This window comes from Archangium sp. (assembly GCF_057119385.1).
Genome location: NZ_DBNGVP010000024.1, coordinates 13,978 through 31,837 on the forward strand (window position 1 = coordinate 13,978; position 17,860 = coordinate 31,837).

Annotated in this window: 15 protein-coding genes; 3 read left to right on the forward strand and 12 right to left on the reverse strand. The window is 70.2% G+C overall.

The features are described from left to right. Positions 1-49 precede the first annotated feature (49 nt). The 4 genes from AC16DP_RS06515 to AC16DP_RS06530 all read right to left on the reverse strand — a co-directional run bounded on the left by AC16DP_RS06515 (position 50) and on the right by AC16DP_RS06530 (position 6,791). Positions 50-1,291, reverse strand: a complete 1,242-nt coding sequence (locus tag AC16DP_RS06515) for a hypothetical protein (RefSeq protein ID WP_329730795.1) — start codon at positions 1,289-1,291, stop codon at positions 50-52. Next, positions 1,288-3,837, reverse strand: coding sequence for a TonB-dependent receptor plug domain-containing protein (locus tag AC16DP_RS06520; RefSeq protein ID WP_329730796.1), 2,550 nt, complete (start codon positions 3,835-3,837; stop codon positions 1,288-1,290). Before AC16DP_RS06520 ends, AC16DP_RS06515 begins: the two co-directional genes overlap by 4 nt. Positions 3,838-3,844: 7 nt before the next feature. After that, a complete protein-coding gene (locus AC16DP_RS06525; RefSeq protein WP_329730797.1) occupies positions 3,845-5,515 on the reverse strand; it encodes a serine/threonine protein kinase in 1,671 nt (556 codons plus the stop codon). A gap of 280 nt (positions 5,516-5,795) precedes the next feature. Continuing rightward, entirely contained in the window at positions 5,796-6,791 is a 996-nt protein-coding gene (locus AC16DP_RS06530) for a hypothetical protein (protein ID WP_329730798.1), read from the reverse strand. A 120-nt stretch (positions 6,792-6,911) separates the two neighbouring features. Here AC16DP_RS06530 and AC16DP_RS06535 point away from each other — a divergent pair, with 120 nt between their 5' ends. Beyond that, positions 6,912-7,796, forward strand: coding sequence for a cobalamin-binding protein (locus AC16DP_RS06535; protein ID WP_329730799.1), 885 nt, complete (start codon positions 6,912-6,914; stop codon positions 7,794-7,796). On the opposite strand, the gene AC16DP_RS06540 is transcribed toward AC16DP_RS06535, so the two are convergent. Continuing rightward, positions 7,776-8,138, reverse strand: a complete 363-nt coding sequence (locus tag AC16DP_RS06540; RefSeq protein WP_329730800.1) for a response regulator — start codon at positions 8,136-8,138, stop codon at positions 7,776-7,778. The two genes, AC16DP_RS06535 and AC16DP_RS06540, sit on opposite strands and share 21 nt — an antisense overlap. A gap of 147 nt (positions 8,139-8,285) precedes the next feature. Between AC16DP_RS06540 and AC16DP_RS06545 the strand changes: the two genes are divergently transcribed. After that, positions 8,286-10,028 carry a BamA/TamA family outer membrane protein gene (locus tag AC16DP_RS06545; RefSeq protein WP_329730801.1) on the forward strand — a complete coding sequence of 581 codons (1,743 nt, stop codon included), beginning with the start codon at positions 8,286-8,288 and terminating at the stop codon, positions 10,026-10,028. On the opposite strand, the gene AC16DP_RS06550 is transcribed toward AC16DP_RS06545, so the two are convergent. The 7 genes from AC16DP_RS06550 to AC16DP_RS06580 form a co-directional block, all read right to left on the reverse strand. Beyond that, on the reverse strand, positions 9,973-10,551 hold the full coding sequence (locus tag AC16DP_RS06550; RefSeq protein ID WP_329730802.1) for a Rossmann-fold NAD(P)-binding domain-containing protein: 579 nt from the start codon (positions 10,549-10,551) through the stop codon (positions 9,973-9,975). The two genes, AC16DP_RS06545 and AC16DP_RS06550, sit on opposite strands and share 56 nt — an antisense overlap. After that, the gene (locus AC16DP_RS06555) at positions 10,548-10,790 is read right to left on the reverse strand and encodes a hypothetical protein (RefSeq protein ID WP_329730803.1); all 243 of its coding nucleotides are present in this window, start codon (positions 10,788-10,790) and stop codon (positions 10,548-10,550) included. Before AC16DP_RS06555 ends, AC16DP_RS06550 begins: the two co-directional genes overlap by 4 nt. A gap of 173 nt (positions 10,791-10,963) precedes the next feature. Then, positions 10,964-11,350: a nucleotidyl cyclase domain-containing protein gene (locus tag AC16DP_RS06560; protein ID WP_329730804.1), complete on the reverse strand. Its 387-nt coding sequence runs from the start codon at positions 11,348-11,350 to the stop codon at positions 10,964-10,966. Positions 11,351-11,357: 7 nt separating this feature from the next. After that, positions 11,358-15,383 carry a DUF6531 domain-containing protein gene (locus AC16DP_RS06565; protein WP_329730805.1) on the reverse strand — a complete coding sequence of 1,342 codons (4,026 nt, stop codon included), beginning with the start codon at positions 15,381-15,383 and terminating at the stop codon, positions 11,358-11,360. 290 nt (positions 15,384-15,673) lie between these two features. Further along, positions 15,674-16,432, reverse strand: coding sequence for a hypothetical protein (locus AC16DP_RS06570; RefSeq protein WP_329730806.1), 759 nt, complete (start codon positions 16,430-16,432; stop codon positions 15,674-15,676). Positions 16,433-16,572: 140 nt separating this feature from the next. Continuing rightward, positions 16,573-16,710: a hypothetical protein gene (locus AC16DP_RS06575; protein ID WP_329730807.1), complete on the reverse strand. Its 138-nt coding sequence runs from the start codon at positions 16,708-16,710 to the stop codon at positions 16,573-16,575. A 65-nt stretch (positions 16,711-16,775) separates the two neighbouring features. After that, positions 16,776-17,225 carry a DUF2147 domain-containing protein gene (locus tag AC16DP_RS06580; protein ID WP_329730808.1) on the reverse strand — a complete coding sequence of 150 codons (450 nt, stop codon included), beginning with the start codon at positions 17,223-17,225 and terminating at the stop codon, positions 16,776-16,778. A 259-nt stretch (positions 17,226-17,484) separates the two neighbouring features. Here AC16DP_RS06580 and AC16DP_RS06585 point away from each other — a divergent pair, with 259 nt between their 5' ends. Further along, a complete protein-coding gene (locus tag AC16DP_RS06585; RefSeq protein ID WP_329730809.1) occupies positions 17,485-17,850 on the forward strand; it encodes a DUF6184 family natural product biosynthesis lipoprotein in 366 nt (121 codons plus the stop codon). Positions 17,851-17,860: the final 10 nt, after the last annotated feature.

Below are 17,860 nucleotides of genomic sequence, written 5' to 3' on the forward strand. Positions count from 1 at the left end.
GCCCGTCGTCCAGCCCTGGAGTTTTTCGCGCCGGTGGGATGAGGCTTTTTCACGGCACTTCCACCACGAACGACTGGCTCTCCACCGCGGGCAGCCCGTCCTCCTCCGCCAGGGAGGGGGAGAGCTCGTTGGGCACGCGCCACGTCTGGCCGGTGAACTGGACGAGCGTGAGGGCGTAGCGGCCGGGCGGCACCGACTTCAGCATCACCCGGTTGGACGGGTCCCTCACGTCGAACGCATGGGGTTGGATGTACACTCCCAGTGAAGGGACGGCCACGGCTTCCATACGCGGAGTCCCATCCGGCTTGCGCAGCGCGGCATACACCGGGTCCGCCACCAGCCCCGCGGCGAGCACCACCTGGTCCGGCAGCCCGTCGAGGGTGCCATCGGTCCGGAGGTAGTCGGCGCCCGTGGCATCCAGGAGGCCATCCCGGTCCAGGTCGTTCTCGTCGGCGAGCGTCTGCGAGCCGCTGAGCCCCTCCGCGTCGGCCAGCTTGCGCACCAGCACGCGCGGCCACAGGTCCGGCTGGCCGTCACTGTTGGCGTCATCGGGCACGCCGTCGCCGTTGTCGTCCACGTAGCGCACGACCAGGGCGGGAGCACCCGCGGACACCACCCCCTCGCGCACCTGCAGGGGCCAGAGGTCCAGCCGCTTGAGGCCCGCCGCGGGGTCGAACCGGGCGCCGCCCTCCACGCGGAAGGCGGGCCGCTCGAGGGGAATGGCGCTCGAGTCGCTGAAGCTCACGATGACGCCGGTGGCGGCCTGCAGCGCCCCGTCCGCGCCCGCGGCCACCTCCACCACGCGTGGCACGCGGGTGAGCGGGTCCACCGCGGCGCCGCCCACGTCTCCGGCGTTGGGCTCGCCGGTGATGCCGTACCAGGGAATGAAGTCCGGCCCGTGGCAGGGCGAGGCGCCCGTGACGCAGGTGTCCGCGTCGATGAAGCCGCGCAGCAGGTAGCGCCCCGGGGCCACGAGGCTGAAGGAGAAGGGCGCGGTGAAGGGGCCGGAGGAGGCCGGGTCCGCCGGGCCGAAGAGCTTCTGCGCGGGAATGACGGTGAAGCTCAGCGGGCGGCCCGCGCCTTGGGGCGGAGGCGGACGGGCGGCGTCGTAGAGCAGGACGATGGCGTTGCCGCGCGCGCGGCTCTGCACCACCACCTGGCCCTCGATGCGGGACAGCCGCTGGTTCTGGCGCTGGTCCGCGGTGGGCACCACGGGCGGGGGCTCGCAGCCGGTGGCGAGCACGGACGCGAGGGCCAGGCCCGCCAGCGTCTTGGAAGCGGAGAGGCTCATGGGGTCACCGTCAGGAGGGCGAGCACGCGGCGCTCGATGCGGTTGCCGAAGGGGTGCTGGGCGTGCGCGGGGCCCAGGTTGGAGCCCACCAGCGCCACCGACACCTTGTCCTTCACCGGCGTGTAGCCCACGCGGGCGTTGATGATGGTGTAGGCGGGCAGGGTGTTGGCCAGCGGCTCGATGACGGTGGGATCCTTGGACGAGGGCTCCCGCTCCACCCAGACGGTGGAGGACGTCCAGGCCGCGTCCACGCCGAACTCCAGCGCCTGGCGCGTGCGGTAGGTGACGCCGCCGAAGAGCTTCACCTGGGGCGTCTGGCTGCAGGGGCCGCACAGGCCCTTCTCTCCATCCGCCGTCACCTGCTGGAAGGCGGCGCTGGCCTTGATGCCGAGGCCATCCACCGGGGCCAGGGTGACGCCGGCCTCGGCGCCGCGCGCGGTGTAGACGGCCGCCTCGTTCTCGAAGAGGGAGCGGCCCAGCAGGTACGTGCCCGTCTCCGAGTCCCAGGACTCGCCCGCGGGCAGGGGCCGCACGGCGGACAGGTGGATGAGGTTGGTCACCGTGTCCTGGAAGAGCGCCACGTCCCAGTCCATGCCCAGCTCCGGCGCCTCGCCGCGGTAGCCCAGCTCGAGCGCCACCATCCGCTCGGCCTGGAGCGCCCGGTTGCCCAGGGACAGCGCGCTGGCGCCGTTGACGCCCGGGATGGGGACGCGCACGCCCATGTAGCTCTCCAGGAACGTGGGCTCGCGGAAGGCCGAGGCCGCGCTGGCGCGGAAGGCATGGCCCTCGAAGGGCATGAAGAGGGCGGAGATGCGCGGCGAGTGCGCCAGGCCCGGCTGCCCCTTGTCGAGCAGCGGGTGCCGGTCCACGCGGTAGGAGGCCACCACGCGCAGGGGCTGGGCCAGCCGCCACTCGTCCTGCACGTAGGCCGCGGCGTGGAACTCCTCGCGCAGCGGGCCCAGGTAGCTCCACGCCACGCGCTTGAGGCGGCCCTCCACGCCCACGTTCACCTGGTGCTCGCCCAGCAGCTGGAAGCCCTTGCTGTAGAGCACCTCGCCGTTGAAGAGGTTGGACTCCACGCGCGTGGCCAGTGAGCGCTGCCCCACGGCCTCGTACTGCGGCCCCGCGTCCATCCCGAGGTGGTTCCAGAAGGCCTTGACCTTGAGCGGCCCCAGCCCCACGTCCAGCTTGGCGAAGGCGCTCACCCCGTCCAGGTAGAAGTTGCGCAGCAGGCCCAGCGGGTAGATTTCCGTGTAGAGGCGGTTGACGCCGCCGGACACGCCCAGCTCGGCGCCCGAGCCGAACTTGTAGCTGGTGGCCAGGTTGCCGCGCGCGCTGCGCAGGCCGAGGTTCGGCTGCGGGTCCACCACCGCCACGTCCGGCCGGTCCTCCGCGAAGTCCCGGCTCCACTTGTCCGCCTGCGAGTACGCCGCCGAGGCGCGGTAGCGCAGCCCGCCCGAGCCGCCATGGCTCACGAAGCTGCCGCCCGCGACGTTGGCGTTGCCGGCGTGGGCCTGGAAGCGCGCCTTGGGGCCGGTGCCCGGCGCACGGGTGATGATGTTGACCACGCCCAGCATCGCGTTGGCGCCGTAGAGCGCGCTGCCCGGGCCGCGGATGACTTCAATCCGCTCGATGTCCTCCAACTCCACGGGGATGGAGGACCAGAGCGTCATGCCCAGGAAGTCCTGGTACTCGGTGCGGCCGTCCACCAGCACCAGCACCTTGTTGGCCACGCGCTGGTTGAAGCCGCGCACGGAGAAGTTGGCGCTGCCCGGCCCCAGCATCATCACGTCGGCGCCCGGCACGCGGCGCAGCAGCTCCGGCAGGGTGGTGGCGCCCGACAGGCGGATGTCCTCGGCGGTGATGACGGTGGTGGCGTTGGGGGCCTCCAGCGAGGACTGGGCCCGGCGGCTGGCCGTCACCACGCGCTCCTCGTAGGGCACCGCTCCCTCCTCCTCGTCGGAGCTGGCCTCGGTGCTGGCGGCCTCGGCCTCGGCCGGCGCGGGCTGCGCGGAGGGGCTGGGGGCCGGCGTCGCGGGCAGGGACTCGGCGCGGGCGATGGCCTTCTCCAAGCGCTCCACCAGCACCGCGAGCGAGCGGGCCGCCTCGGCCCCTCCGGGCGCCGCGGGCATGGGCGGCAGCGCGGGCTTCTTCCCGGGCACCACCGGCTCGGTGGACTTCGACGCCTCGTCCTGCTTCGCCGCCTCGGCGGCCCGCAGCGACTCCTCCAGCTTCACCAGCGTGGCCTGCGCCGTGGCCACGTCCGGCGGGTTGGCGGCGATGTAACGCCGCAGGTAGTCGGCCGCCTCGGTCAACAGGCCCGCGTCCTGGTAGGCCCGGGCGATGTTGTAGAGGACGTTGGGGTGCGGCTTGATGGAATACGCCACCAGCAGCTCGGCGATGCCCTGGTCGTACTGACCCTGGGCGATGAGGCTCATGCCACTGCGGAAGTGACGGCGGGCCTCCAGGCGCGCGTCCGCGGAGGCACTCCCCGCGTACAGCACCAGCGCGAGGGCGCCCGCTCGCTTCAAGGCGGTCGGGTTCATCACCATCTCAGTAGGGGTCGTCCTTGTACCCGGCCGAGTTCCTGTCCGACGCGGAGCGGGAACCGGACTTCTTCTTCAGCTTCTGCGTGTGGCGCACCACCGGCCCCTCGCCCGCGGCGATGGCGGTGACGCGCTGGTAGCCGTCCAGCGCGAAGGTGAGCCGGGCGCTCGCGCGGCCATCGGCGCCGGGGGGCACCGGCAGCTCCAGGGGCGTCTCTCCCAGCACGCGCCCCCCGTACATCACCTTGGCGCCACCGGGCTCGCTGTCGATCACGAAGCGGATGGCCACGGGCCCGGACGGGACGAGCGGAGCGGCCAGCTCCGCGGGCTCGGCGGCGGGCTGCTGGGCCGGGGCCTCGGGCGCGGCCGCCGCGGTGGCGGGCGGCTCGGCCGCGGGCTGCTCGGCCGCGGGCTTCTCGGGTGCGGGAGTCTTCACCGCCGGGGCCACCGCCTGGAGGGGCTCGGGCTCCGGAGGAGGCTGGGGCGCGGGGGCGCGCAGGGCCACCACCGCGGCCACCGTGACGCCGAGCAGCAGCGAGGCCGCGAAGAGGGCCAGGGGCAGCGTGCGCCGGGGCGCGGCCGGCTTCGCGGGCGCCTCCTCCACGGCGATGTCGAGCGCCACGGTGCTCGCGCCGGTGGAGCCGGGAGAGGGCAGGGGGCCGGTCTGCGCGCCCGACACGGGACCGCTGCCGGGGCCGGGCAGGGGCGTGAAGCCGCTGGTGATGGCGTTGCGCGGACTGGAGAAGGCCCCGCTGAAGCCCGCGGACGCGGCGACGCGGCGGATGGCCTCCAGCACCTCGTCCATGGACTGGAAGCGCTCCTCGGGGCGCTTGTAGAGGCACCGCATCACCAGCGCCTCCGCCTCCTGCGGCACGGTGTGGCCGGGCCACACGGCGGCGAAGACGGGCGGGGCCTCGTTGAGGTGCTTGAAGATGACGTCGATGCTCTGCGCCGCCTGGAAGGGCGGACGCCCCATCAGCATCTGGAACATCACCACGCCCAGCGAGTACACGTCGCTGCGCGGGTCGGACACGTTGCGCGCCTGCTCGGGCGCCATGTACTGCGGCGAGCCGAGGATGACGCCCGCCTGGGTGATTTCCGTCTCGTTGGAGCCGCCCCGGTCCGGCAGGAAGGACTTCACCAGGCCGAAGTCCAGCACCTTCACCACGTCATGGTCGTCCTCCTGGTTGAGGACCATGATGTTGGCGGGCTTGAGGTCGCGGTGGATGAGGCCCACCCGGTGCGCCTCGCGCAGCGAGCGCGCCACCTGCTGGGCGATGTTCATCACCCGCATCCACGGCAGCGGCCCCTGCTGGGTGAGGAGCTGCGCCAGCGTCTGCCCCTCCAGGTACTCCATGGCGATGTACAGCACCCCATCGTCCGTGCGGCCGTAGTCGATGACGGTGACGGTGTTGGGGTGGCGCAGCCTGGCGGTGACGGCGGCCTCCATGAAGAAGCGCTTCTGGAAGCCGGGGTCCTTGCCCTCGCTGTACTGGGGGTTGAGCACCTTGAGCGCCACCAGTCGCTCCAGCGGCGACTGCACGGCCTTGTACACGCGGCCCATGCCCCCCGAGCCGAGCGCCTCGACGATGCGGAACTTGTCGTTGAGGACCCTGCCGATGAGGGGATCTCCGACGTCGGCCGGTGCGCTCTGGGGTTGCGCGCCGCTTTGAACCATGAGCTCCCCCGCCGCCCGCCGGGGTGGGCGGGACGAAATGTGACCTGTCTCGTATGCTACCACCAGACACGCTGACACCGAAAACCCGGGAGCTGCTGGAATCCCGAGTCACCCGGGGCCGAGAATACGGCTCCGGCGCCAGGACGTCACGTCCTGGACGGTTCACCTGGGGAGTCCTTCCCTGACGCGCCGGACTTACGCGCCGCGTCAACGCGGGCGGCGAGTCCAGGGGGAGTTCTCCGTGGGGACGAGGGAGCCGGCGGCCCCGCCGTCGTGAGGCCTACTTGCGCTTGCGCGCGAGCGCCTTCTGCCTCGCGGCCTCCCGGGCCTTCTCGCGCTTCTCCCGGGCCTTCTCCCACTTCACCTGGGCCTTCTCCAGCTTCACCACCGCGCGCTGGGTGAGGCCCGCCTTCTTCTTGCACCCCAGGATGACGGCCTTGAGCACCATCGGGCGGCCCTTCACCGGCAGCGGGCTGCGCGCGAGCTCGGGCATCTCGGACAGCAGCGTCTCCGCCTCGCTCGCACACACCCGGTAGCGCTCCCTCACCTCCGTGTAGAGCGAGAGCCTCGCCGCGAGGTCCTTCTCCTTGCGCGCCTTCTTCTCCAGCGCCGGCGCCTCCTGGCTGCCGCCGAGCGGCCCGGACACGAAGTCGATCACCCTCCGCCCCTGCTTCAGCCGCGCCTCCGCCTGCTCCAGCTTCCGCTCGGTGCTCCGCGCCGAGGCCGCGTAGTCCTCGCTCTTCGCCTCCAGCTCCTTGCCCGCCTTCAGCCGCTCCCGGGTGCGCTGGAGGGCCTCGCTCGCCGCCGTCACCTGCGCGCTCCCCGCGTCCTTCGCCTCGAGCGCATCCAGCGCCTCGTTGGCCGCGAACAGCGCCTCCACCACCGCGTCCCGCTGCTTCTCCACCGCCGTTTCGAGCTCCTTGCGCTCGCGCTCGGCGACGGCCTGCTTCTCCCGCCGGACCTTCTCCTCGCGCACCCGGGGCACGCGCGCCTGCAGCTCCGCCAGCTCCGAGCGCAGCATCTCCCCCTCGGGCGACAGGTCCACGTCCGGGTGGGCCAGCACCTCCTTCGCCTTGGCCAGCAGGGGCTCGGCGCGGTCCGCGTTCAGCTCGCGCAGGTGGCTCGTCGCCTCGCTGAGCAGCAGCGTGGCCTCGTCGGTCCGCTTCTCGCCGTAGGCCTGGCGCTGCTGTTTGGTGCGGGGGCCACAGGCGCTCGTGGCCACCGCCAGGAGGACGAGGAGCAGCCAGGTGCGGGAGGGGGTGCGTACGGGAGTCATGTCGATCGCCATCCCCGGCTCGGGGTAGGGCAGAGCATGGTCCGGAAGGGCGGGTGGAAGGAAGTCCGGGGGGCCACACGGGCGCTGATCCAGGGCCGTTGAAGCCTTACAGTGCGTCCCATGACCGACCGGCTGAAGGCCCTGCTCTCCTCCGCACCGCACTACCCCCAGCGCATCGTCTGCATGACCGAGGAGACGACCGAGACGCTGTACCGCATGGGCGCGGGGGACCTCGTGGTGGGTGTCTCCGGTTTCACCGTGCGTCCGCCCGAGGCGCGCAAGAAGCCGCGTGTCAGCTCCTTCCTGGACGCCAACTTCGAGCGCATCCTCGAGCTGAAGCCGGATCTGGTGCTGGGCTTCTCGGACCTGCAGGCGGACATCGGCCGCGAGCTGTGCAAGCGCGGGGTGCCCGTGTACCTCTTCAACCAGCGCTCGCTCGCCGAAATCCTCCAGACGGTGCGCGTGGTGGGCGCGCTGGTGGGGCGGGCCGAGGCCGCGGAGAAGCTGGCGGACGAGCTGGAGGGCAACCTCGTGCGGCACGCGGAGGCGGCGGAGCGGCTGCCGCGCCGGCCCCGCATCTTCTTCGAGGAGTGGCACGAGCCGCTCATCTCCGGCATCCGCTGGTGCTCGGAGCTGGTGGAGCTGGTGGGGGGCGAGGACGTGTGCCGCGAGTCGCGCGAGTCCCAGGGCGCCAAGGGCCGCATCTTCGACCCGGCCGAGGTGGCCCGGAGGGACCCCGAGGGCGTCATCGCCAGCTGGTGTGGCCGCAAGGCGAAGCGCGAGAAGATCGTCTCGCGGCCGGGCTGGGAGCGGGTGCGCGCGGTGGTGGATGATCAGCTCTACGAGGTGAAGAGCTCGTTCATCCTGCAGCCGGGTCCGGCGGCGCTGTCGGATGGGGTGGAGCAGCTGGCGGGCATCGTGTCGGCCATCGCCCGGGGCGAGAAGCTGCCCTCGCCGCGCGGGGGAGACCTGCGGGCGGCGCCGCTACCCGCCCACCGCCCGTAATGGGGTGATGGACTCGTAGACCACGCGCAGGAAGTCGTCGATGTCCAACGGCTTGTGCATCAGCCGCACGCCCGCGGGAGGACGGACCCGGGGGTGGGCGGTGATCATCAGCGCGCTCGTGCCGCGCAGCCGGTGCTCCCGCTCCGCCTGCTCCAGCATCCAATCGCCATTCTGCCCGGGCAGCATGTAGTCGGTGATGACCAGGTGGAACGAGTCCGACCTCAAGCGGGCCAGCCCCTCCTCCGCGGTGCCGCTGCCGGAGACCGAATAGCCCTCGCTCTCGAGCAGATCGGTCAGCCCTTCGCGGATGTCCTCGTTGTCCTCTACCAGGAGAATCTTCACGTTGCGTCCGGACCTTACGGGGTGCATCTCTTGAAAGGCTGAAGTCTCCCGCTTCCGGCCCGGCCCGGGAATCCCCTCCAACCCGGCGGGGGCCGGAGCTGTTCACTAGCGTATTCCCGGGCCCTGGCGGCGTGTCAGGATGTGACCGTGTCGCTCGCCTGGCTGCCCCTCTTGATCGCCCCCCTGCTGGCGGCGGACCCGCCCCCGCCCGCCGAGGGTTACGAGGACGCGCTCGTGCAGTGGGGCCTGTCCCTCGAAGAGGGCCGCACCCTGGAGCCGGAGCCCGAGGGCAAGCGCCTGGAGGCCGTGCTCGTGGCCTCCGAGGACGTCGTCGCCCCGAGCGACCCGTACCCGCTGTTCCTCAATGTGTTCCACGCGCGGACCCGCGAGTCGGTCATCCGGCGCGAGGTGCTGCTGGAGCCCGGGGCGCCGTACTCGGCGGCGCGGGCGTACGAGACGGCGCGCAACCTGCGCAAGCTGGGCATCTTCGCGGTGGTGCGCGTGGTGCCGGTGCGCGGCTCCACGCCGGACACGGTGTCGCTGCTCATCATCACCAAGGACCTGTGGTCGCTGCGGCTCAACCAGGACTTCCAGGTGGTGGGCACGTTGATTCAGTCGCTGCGGCTGCAGGGCACCGAGCAGAACTTCCTGGGGCTGAACAAGAAGGTGGCGCTGGACTTCCTGCTGCGCCGGGACTCGGTGAGCTTCGGGCAGACGTACGTGGATCCGCGCCTGGGCGGCAGCCGCTGGTACCTCAGTGAGACGGCCTCGCTCATCTTCGGGCGCGAGAACGGGCAGCTCGAGGGCTCGCGCGGCAGCGTGCTGGTGACGCGGCCCTTCTACTCGCTGGACACGCCGTGGAGCTTCCAGGCGCAGGCGGTGTGGCGCGTGCAGCCCGTCCGTGTCTTCCGTGGAGCCGAGGTGTGGGCGCTGCCGTACCCCGAGGGCGGCACGGTGCCCTACATCTACGATGCGCGCGAGCTGAGCGGGAGCCTGCTGTACCTGCGCTCCTGGGGCTCGCGCTACAAGGTGGACGCGGGCGGAGGCGTGGGCGTGTACCACCGGCGCTATGGGGCTCCCGCGGACTCCGGGCTGGACGAGGCCCGGCGCGCCTGGCTGCGGGACACCTATCTGCCTCGCGCCGAGGACGCCACGTACGTACTCGGCTACGCGCGCTTCTGGGAGACGCGCTACGAGGTGATGCGCGACGTGGACTCCTACGCCCTCTCCGAGGACTTCCAGGTGGGGCCCTCCCTCACCGCCTCGGCGCGCTACGCCCCCGCGCTGCTGGCCGGGGCGGGGAACTTCGCCGAGGTGGGCCTCACCGGCCGCTACCGGTTGCGCCTGGGGGATGCGCTCTCCTCGCTGGCCACCGCCGCCTCCGTGCGCCGGATTCTCGGGGGGCAGGGGGCGGGGACGTGGATCAACCGCCGCTGGGCCGTGGAGTTCCAGCAGGTCTCCCCGAAGGTGCTCGGCGGGCGCTTCGTGGTGCGGGGCCTGCTGGACGTGAACACCGATGACCTGAACGAGCGTGTGTTGCTGCTCGGCGGCGGCAACGGACTGCGGGGGGCGCAGCCGGAGGCCTACTCGGGAAAGCGCATGGCGCTGCTCAACGTGGAGTACCGCACCCGGCCGCTCATCCTCTACACGGTGCACCTGGGCGGCGTGCTCTTCTACGACGGTGGCTCGGCGTTCGATGAGAGCCCCCGCTTCGTGCACTCGGTGGGCGTGGGGCTGCGGCTGCTCTTCCCCCAGTTCAACACGTACCCGTTCCGTCTGGACTTCGGGTACGTCATCAACGACGAGCGCCCCGAGTTCGGCGGCCGTTTCTCCTTCAGCGGCGGACAGGTGACGGAGTTCCGGCCCGGCTTCCTGGACTCGCCGCTCTAATCCTTGTCCGTGGAAATATCCCCTCGTGGAAATATCCCCTCTCCCGGAGGGCGAGGGGAAATTTGGGCACGTTGTCAGCGCTTGTTCCCGGGGGCACTGTCACCCGCGTGAGACCCCGAGGCGCTCCGCCGGAACACGGCGTGTGCCTCCGGCGTGAACGTGGCTCGACCGAGTCGCGGCTGTGCTCGACCAGCAAGCGCGCGAGCTCGCCGCGGAGGATCTCCAGCTCCGCGACAAGACCGTTACCGCCGAACTGCTCCACGCCGATCCGGGCCCGCACGTGGTTCCGCGCGTCCACGAAAGCGACCGCCTCCTCGTGCGTCGTCCGTTCGCGGATCGCCTCCTCGAGGCCCATGCGTTGGACCACCGTCCGGCCGGCGCCGCGCACGTCGATGGTCTGCCCGCCGTCCCGGAACTCCCGGGCGCGTTCCACCACTGTCGCCGCCATGCCATGGCGGTTCAGCCACCAGGCCATGGCGGGCCCCGCGATGCTGGCCCCGGTAATCAGCACGTGCCGCTTCATCGGCTCTTCTCTTGCCCGTCCGGGCGTTGAATCCGCTCGTTGAGCGGTACGATCAGGAGCGCGCGAGAGACGAAGGAGCCGATCCAGAGCTCGTCACCGACGACGATGGCGCTCGTGCCCGCGCTGAAGGTCTCGTTCGCGCCTCGCTCGAAGAGTGTGGCCGCCTGGAAGGTGGCCGGATCGATGCGGGCCACCTCCGTCCCGATGCCGCACCCGAGCAGGAATCCACACAGGCCCACGACGGCGATGGAGTTCGGGTGCCCTGTCGCGAGAAGGGAGCCGTCGGGCGCGAACCGGAGGTTGTCGGGGTGGAAGCCCGAAGGTGTCCAATTGCATCCTCCAGGCGAGCTGCCCCAACTCGTCGTACATCTCCGTGGGGACGTCCAGGTGGTCCGTCACCACGGCGTAGCTCCTACCAGCGAGCTAGCAGTCCCTCACGAATGAGTCGATCCGGCACTCCATTGCGAATCTCTCCAACATACGTGTCATCCAATTGAACCTCCAATTCGACCCCACGCTCGCTGGAGAACAAGGACAACGCATCAAGCAGTCTCATGAGTTCGTCGACCAAGGTCATCGGACTCTCTCCAGGTTCGCTCACTTTGAGCAAGACCCCGACGGTTCTCACTGGTTCATCTTCAGGTCGAGTGCATGAGCTATCGTCCACCTCATCGACGAACATCGGCGGTTTATGACTCCAGCCTCCTGAGCTTGCGAGATTTGTAACAAGCTCTCGTAACGCACGTACATCATCATCTGAAAAATCCGCACTCAGGTATGCCAACAATCCGTGGCTCATCCTTGCCTCAACCAGACATTCCGGGACCACCCGGGTTGTTCTTGAATCCACCAGGCATATGCGCGTCCAGGTGCCGACTTGCTGGAAGCGGAACGGTGATAGGACTCCCACCAATGTGATGCATTGGAATCTTCTCCCCCTTGAGTACATTGTCTCCTGGAAAGTGCCGGATCCAAGCATCATCCACCTCAGGCGTCTGCCCCTTGGCAATCTTCTGGCGGTTGGCGTCACTGAGAATATCGCCGTAACCAATCTGATCCCACAAGTCGCGCAACTGGCGCCAAGCGGCTGGATTGTTCCGCTTGACCCCATGCCTCGTACATTTGGTCAACCCCAAGGGATCACTGGCGGAGAGAGGGTCCTCGGGGTAGCCGTAGAGATTGGGACCCGCGGCCAGTCCCAACGGATCCTGGCTGATGTAGCGCCCGGCATACGCGTCGTAGTAGCGGAAGCGGTTGTAGAGGAGGCCCGTCTCCTCGTCCTCGTACTGTCCCGGCCAGCGCCAGGGGCACGGCTCGAGGGCCACGTCCGTCCTGCCCACCCCGAAGGTGTCCAGTTGCATCCTCCAGGCAAGCTGCCCCGACTCGTCGTACATCTCCGTGGGCGCGCCCAGGTGATCCGTCACCACCGCGTAGCGCCCGGTGGTGTCCTCCCGGGCCAGCGGAGCGAAGCTCTCCGGCTCGAAGAGCCAGGTGGTGACGTCTTCGGAAGAAGCCACCTCGTGCAGCGGAACGTGTCCATCCCACACGAAGCGGACTTCGCGCGTGGATGCCGGCTGCCCCGCCAACTCCGCGCTCAGCACCACCTTGCGCGTGCGCCGGGCCAGCGCGTCGTAGGCGAAGTGTACCCGGGTGCCGTCCGGCCGCTGTACCTCGGAGAGCAAGCCCGCCCCATTCCACCCATAGCGCCAGGTGCCCTGGGGCGTGTGCTTCTCCGTCAGGTTGCCGTCCGCGTCGTGGGTGTAGTGCGTCTCGAAGGATTGCAGCAGCCGCCCGCCCGGCCCGTAGCGCCGGTCCGCCCGGGCGGGGTGGCGGTAGAGGTTGCCCACCTCGTCCAGGGCCCGGTGCTGGAAGCCGCCGTCCGGCCGCTTCGTCCCCACCAGCCGTCCCCGCGCGTCGTGCCGGTACTCGCTGGCGCCATGTACCGCGTCCCACATGGCCGCCAACTGGCCACCGGCCCGCCAGCGCCAGGTGCGTTGGGCCACCGTCCCGCCGCCCACCCACGTGCGCCTCTCCGTGGGGCGGCCCGCCTCGTCATGCCTCCAGCCCACCTCCACCCCGCCCGGCATCCACCGTTTCACCTCCAGCCCGCCCGCGTCCCTCTCCATCCGCACCGTCCACGCCGCCCTCCCAGGCGAGGTGGACGTGACTCCATGCACCCACCCCAGCGCGTCCCTCAGCAGCTTCTGGTGCGCCCCCAGGCTGCTCTCCACCTCCACCCGGTGGCCCGCCGCCGAGTAGCGGGACACCACCTCCACCTCCCCCTGCTTCTCCGCCACCACCCGTCCCAGCGCATCCCTCTCCAGCAGCACCCGGCCCGACTCGTTCTCCGCCTCCACCAGCGCCCCGTCCGCCCGGTAGCCGAAGGCCCGGAAGGTGCCGTCGCCGTACTCCACCCGCGTCAGCCTCCCCGCCTCATCATGGGTGAGGTGCCGCGTCTTGCCACTCGGCTGCGTGGCCCTCGTCAGCCGCCCGGCCGCGTCGTACTCGTAGTGCCATACCGCCCCGTCGAAGCCCTCCTGGCGCACCACCCGTCCCAACTCGTCCCGGGTATAGCGGTACACCTCGCCCGCCTCGTTCTCCACCTCCACCAGTTGGCCGTCGGCGTCATGGCGCCAGCCCAGGCGGGTGCCCGCCTCCTCCCGCCAGGCGGGCCAGTGCAAGCCCGTGTAGCCCAGCCGCACCTGACGCAGCGGCCCCTTCACCTCCAGCAGGTTGCCCTCCGCGTCGTAGTGGCCCTCGAGCATCTCCAGGCCGGGCCCCTCCACCCGCACCGGCCTGTCCAGCAAGTCGTAGTGCACCCGCTCCACGCCCCCGCGTGCGTCTCGAAGGCAAACCCTCCGGCCCCTCCGGTCGTACTCCAGACGCACCTGCCCTCCGGTGGGCAGGCGGACGCGAATGGGGTTGCACTGCTCGTCGTACTCGTACTCCGTCCGCTCACCGCCCCCGCCCACCTCCACCACCCGGAGGCCGCGCACATACGCATGGCGCCGCGTCTCCCCCAGCGGATGGGTCTCCTCCAGCAACTGGCCGCACACGTCGTAGCGCCAGCGCCACGTGCCCCCGTTGGCGTCCGTGGCCTCCTCCGGCAGGTTGTGCCGGTTGTAGCGCACAGCCACCGTGGTCCCGTCCGGTCCCACCACCTTCGTCCGGTTGCCGCGCGCGTCGTACTCGTACGTGGTAGTGTGGCCCAGCGCGTCCGTCTCCCCTACCAGCCGCAGCGCCTCGTCGTACTCCTTGCGCTTTTCCCCTCCCCGCGCGTCCACCTCCCTCTCCACCACCCCCGCTGCGTTGGAGTGGTAGGTGGTGGTGTGGCCCAGTGAGTCCGTCACCTCGGTGACTCGTGCCCTCCTGTCGTAGCGCAGCCGGTGGTTGTAGATGCCGCCGTCCCCCCACGTGTGCACGCACCACGCCTCCGCCCCCTTCCCGTCATACTCGAAGTGGAAGGAGAGGCCCGTCCTGTCCGTCTCCTTCACCAGCAGACAGCCCTCGTAGGCGTAGCGCATGGCCTGGCCCAGCGCGTCCCGCGTCTCCACCAGGTGTCCCGCCTCCGAGTACACGTAGCGGTTGTGCGTCACCTGCCCCGGCTCGCGCGGGTGAGGCAGCGCCACCCGTAGGAGGCGTCCCGCCGCGTCGCACTCGAAGAGCACCCGCCGGCCCGCGCTGTCCCTCACCCACTTCAGGTGCCCCAGCCCGTCGTACTCGTACTCGATGGCGTGGCCTGGCCGGTTGCGCGTGCGCACCACCCGGCACACTCCCGGCTGTCTCTCGCCCGCGACGCGCCGCAGCTCGTGTGTGAGGCCCTCCGCCGACTCCACCTCCCAGCGCGCCTCCCCTTCCCGCCGCAGCGTCAGCCGGTTCATCCGCTGCTCCACCTGGGCCCCCACCGGCATCCGCTGTCCGGGGAAGCCCGTGGTGTCGAACTCGAGCTCCCGCCCGTCCTCCGCCCGGTACACCACCCGCCCGTCCTCCTCCCATACCGCCAACCCCAGCGAGTGGCTCCACCCCCAACCCAGCCCCGTGTCCCTCTCGCCCCAACTCGAGGCGTAGCGGCGGGTAAAACGCAGCGCGATGGGCCCCGGTAGTTCCCAATCCGCCGCCTCCGTCACCACCTTCCCCGTGGCCACGTCCACCGGGTGCCCCGTCAACGTGCAGATGGCACCGCGGGCGAAGTCCCGCATGCGCGACTCCTTGCCCACCTTCAGCGCGTCCAGGGCCCGGGCCGCCTTCCGGTTGAGGCGCTCGGACAGGGCCTTCATCCTCCGGCTGCCCTTCTGCAGCTTGCGCAGCTTCTTCAAGCCCTTGAGCAGGCCTCCCACCGCCACCTTCGTCATCAGCCCCGACAGGGAAATCGTCGGAGGCCCGCCCACGAACACCGGCGGCCCCGTCGGAATGGACAGGGCAATGGAGGTGGGAAGCAGCAGCGTCTTGGCCCCCGGCCCCTTCTTGCGTGGCGGCGAGGGCATGCCGATGTCCTGGCAGCTGAGCACCGGCAGCGTCATGTAGGTGAAGGGCTCGTCGTCCACCACCACGGTGGAGCTGCCCATGAAGGTCTCGTTCTCGTTGCCCGGCGGTTTGGCGAACACCCCTCCAATGGGGAAGTGGGGAGGCAGTGTCACGCCGCCCGTGCCCGCTTGCGCCCGCGGCAAGCCGTTGACCACCACCGTGGCGCCGATGATGGGCAGGTAGTCGAACGGGTCGAAGACGATGCCGATATGCGGGTGGGGAATGGGCACCACCACTCCGGGTGGGGTGATGATGAAGTGGATGTCGATTCCCAACACCGGATCCAGGTGCTTGACCGCGAGCATCATGCCGCCTGACCTCCCGCGGCCTGGACATCCGGCCGCCCATCATTGTCCAGGAGCCATGCTACTTGCGGCCTGCGCCTCCAATCCATTCCAAGTGGTGGAGGTGCTCGAGGGGCTGCGGAGTGCGCGGCGCGATGACAATGAATACCGTGACAACGAGAACGGAGCCGGCGTGATTGGAGGCAGCGCGGCGTGCGAGGTGGACGCTGGCTGTGTGGTGGCGAAGGACTTCGCCGTGCGCGCCGCGAGGGTTGGGCCTGCGCGAGTCCCAAGTGGAACCGTGGGACGATGTTTCAGGGCCCGATGGAGGTGGGGGGGCGCGGCGTGGCTTCGATGCCGACGTAGCACTTGCCCTGGTACTCGGCGATGCCTCTGGGACACGGCGGGTGTTTGGCCAGTTCGAGCCAGCACGCGCCGCGCAGCTCCACTTCGCCACGCGTGGCATCGCACGGAGGCCTCTTCTGGCCCACAGCAGGCTTTTCGGGCATGGGGAGCCCCGCGATGCCCGCCAGCACCTCATCGTTCGCGGGGATGAACTCCAGGCTTTCCTCCACGGAGTGCTTCTCCTGGGCGTGCACCTCCTGCGGATGCACGGTGGCCCGTGGCCAGAGGAGCACCGCGAGCGCGAGCAGCGCGGCCAGCGCCAGCGCCGCCCCGGGCGAACCGAGCCGGCCCGCCGGACGCGGACGAGACTCCTTCGGGCCTCCCGTCAGGTGGGCGCGCATCTCCGGCCGGGCGTCGATGCGCATGAAGGTCGCCGCCCACCGCTCGAGCATCCACGTCAGCTGCCGGGGCTGTCCGTTCGCGGGCGCGTGCTCCACCTCCAGCGCGAGGTAGGGCGGGGTGACGTTGGCGGTGGCGCGCACCTGCCAGTGCTCTTCCGCCCGCAGATCTCCCTTGGGGGCGGGCATGAGCACCAGGGCCGGGTTGCCCGTCTCGGTGTTGCGCGCCTCGTACAGGCGCCCCAGTCCTCCGCCGATCGCGCGATGGCGAAGGGTGATGCGATACGGCCCCAGGGGTCCTCCGCTCCAGGGCGTGTCTTCTTCTTTCATGCAGTCCTCCCGAGGAGCGTTCCTAGCACGATGGTGCCGAGGATGACCAGACAGGTCTCCATCTCGCTCCACGGAAATATCACGTCCGCAGTAGGGTCCGAGCCGCGGGTTGTCGTGCTCGCTGGAGGGTGACCGCGTCCTCAGAGGGCGGTGAGCTGCGTCCGGATGAACTCCGTGACGTGGGCGAGCACCTCGCTCGGCGCCTGGGACCCGCTCCACGTCCGCGCCACGAGCTGGCCGCGCGGTCCCCGGTACGTCCACTCGCGTGACTTCGCCATGTGCCGTGTCCTCCGCCAGCCCCCGGGAAGCTCCCGGGAGGGCGGCCCTGATGCTCGGGTTCTACCTACTCGGCGCGCATCCAGTACTGGGTGCGCCCGATGAGGGCGATGCCGATGAAGCCGCGGACCTTCAGCTTCTTGCCCCCGTCCTCGACGGCGATCTTGGCCTTGTAGGTCTTGCCATTGGCCGGGTCGAGGATGGTGCCACCCGTCCACTCATTGCCGTCCTTCTTGAGGTCGCGCAGGATGACCATGCCGATGATGGGCTGGTTCTTCAGCGCCCCCTCGCACTTGTCGCAGAGCGGATTCTGCTCCTCGTTGGGCGCGCGGAAGAGCTTCTCGATCTTCCCGTACAGCTTGCCGCCCTCTTCGTAGATGGTGACGATGGACTTGGGCTTCTTCGTCTCGTCATCGATGGTGGTCCAGCGCCCCACGGCGCTCGCCTCCTGGGCGAGGGCGTTCGTGGCGAACAGCAGGGTCAGCGTGGCCAGTCCCAACCAACGGGTCGCAGTCATTTGGAGATCCTCGGGCGCTGGGAGTCACATGCCGCGAGGGTCCGTGCGCCGCGGTGACGTCCCCTCTGCGTTCCATCCGCACTCAGCGTCCGAGCCTACCCCCAGAGTGGAAGCACCCAAAGCCCTCCTTCTCTCCAAGAAGAAGGGAGCGCCGCCCGGGCTGCTCTCGGTGCGTGACCCATGAGGCGTGTCTGCCTATAAGGCGCTTCGCGTCAGGACCCACACGGAGCAAGCCATGTCATCCACGATGCCCACCCGTATGCGCCTCTCTCCTTCCCTGTCCCTGCTGTCCCTGCTGGCCGTTCTGCCCGCGTGTGGCCCGACCACCCGCGAGGACGCGCATGTCCAGGCCACCCGCGCCGCCTGCGACTACTACGCGGGCTGTGAGGAGATCGGCTCTGGCTCGGGCCAGGAGTTCCAGGACCGGGCCGAGTGTGAGGTGAAGAGCCGGGACTTCTTCCAGGGCGTGTGGACGGCGAACAACTGCCCCGCCATCAACGAGAAGGGGCTCGACACGTGCCTGGAGCGCATCCGCACCACCTCGTGCTCGAGCGGGGTGGACTACTTCAACACCGTGTTCATCGTCTGCGGCTCGGGCGCGGTGTGCCAGGACGCCGAGGACTGAGCGCCCGGTC

Bases quoted from the DNA above. Each gene is read 5' to 3' on its own strand.
- AC16DP_RS06585 (WP_329730809.1), top strand. From the start codon at position 17,485: ATGCGCCTCTCTCCTTCCCTGTCCCTGCTGTCCCTGCTGGCCGTTCTG.
- AC16DP_RS06535 (WP_329730799.1), top strand. From the start codon at position 6,912: ATGACCGACCGGCTGAAGGCCCTGCTCTCCTCCGCACCGCACTACCCC.
- AC16DP_RS06530 (WP_329730798.1), bottom strand. From the start codon at position 6,791: ATGACTCCCGTACGCACCCCCTCCCGCACCTGGCTGCTCCTCGTCCTC.
- AC16DP_RS06575 (WP_329730807.1), bottom strand. From the start codon at position 16,710: ATGGCGAAGTCACGCGAGTGGACGTACCGGGGACCGCGCGGCCAGCTC.
- AC16DP_RS06565 (WP_329730805.1), bottom strand. From the start codon at position 15,383: ATGATGCTCGCGGTCAAGCACCTGGATCCGGTGTTGGGAATCGACATC.
- AC16DP_RS06525 (WP_329730797.1), bottom strand. From the start codon at position 5,515: ATGGTTCAAAGCGGCGCGCAACCCCAGAGCGCACCGGCCGACGTCGGA.
- AC16DP_RS06570 (WP_329730806.1), bottom strand. From the start codon at position 16,432: ATGAAAGAAGAAGACACGCCCTGGAGCGGAGGACCCCTGGGGCCGTAT.
- AC16DP_RS06580 (WP_329730808.1), bottom strand. From the start codon at position 17,225: ATGACTGCGACCCGTTGGTTGGGACTGGCCACGCTGACCCTGCTGTTC.
- AC16DP_RS06515 (WP_329730795.1), bottom strand. From the start codon at position 1,291: ATGAGCCTCTCCGCTTCCAAGACGCTGGCGGGCCTGGCCCTCGCGTCC.
- AC16DP_RS06520 (WP_329730796.1), bottom strand. From the start codon at position 3,837: ATGAACCCGACCGCCTTGAAGCGAGCGGGCGCCCTCGCGCTGGTGCTG.
- AC16DP_RS06560 (WP_329730804.1), bottom strand. From the start codon at position 11,350: ATGAGCCACGGATTGTTGGCATACCTGAGTGCGGATTTTTCAGATGAT.
- AC16DP_RS06550 (WP_329730802.1), bottom strand. From the start codon at position 10,551: ATGAAGCGGCACGTGCTGATTACCGGGGCCAGCATCGCGGGGCCCGCC.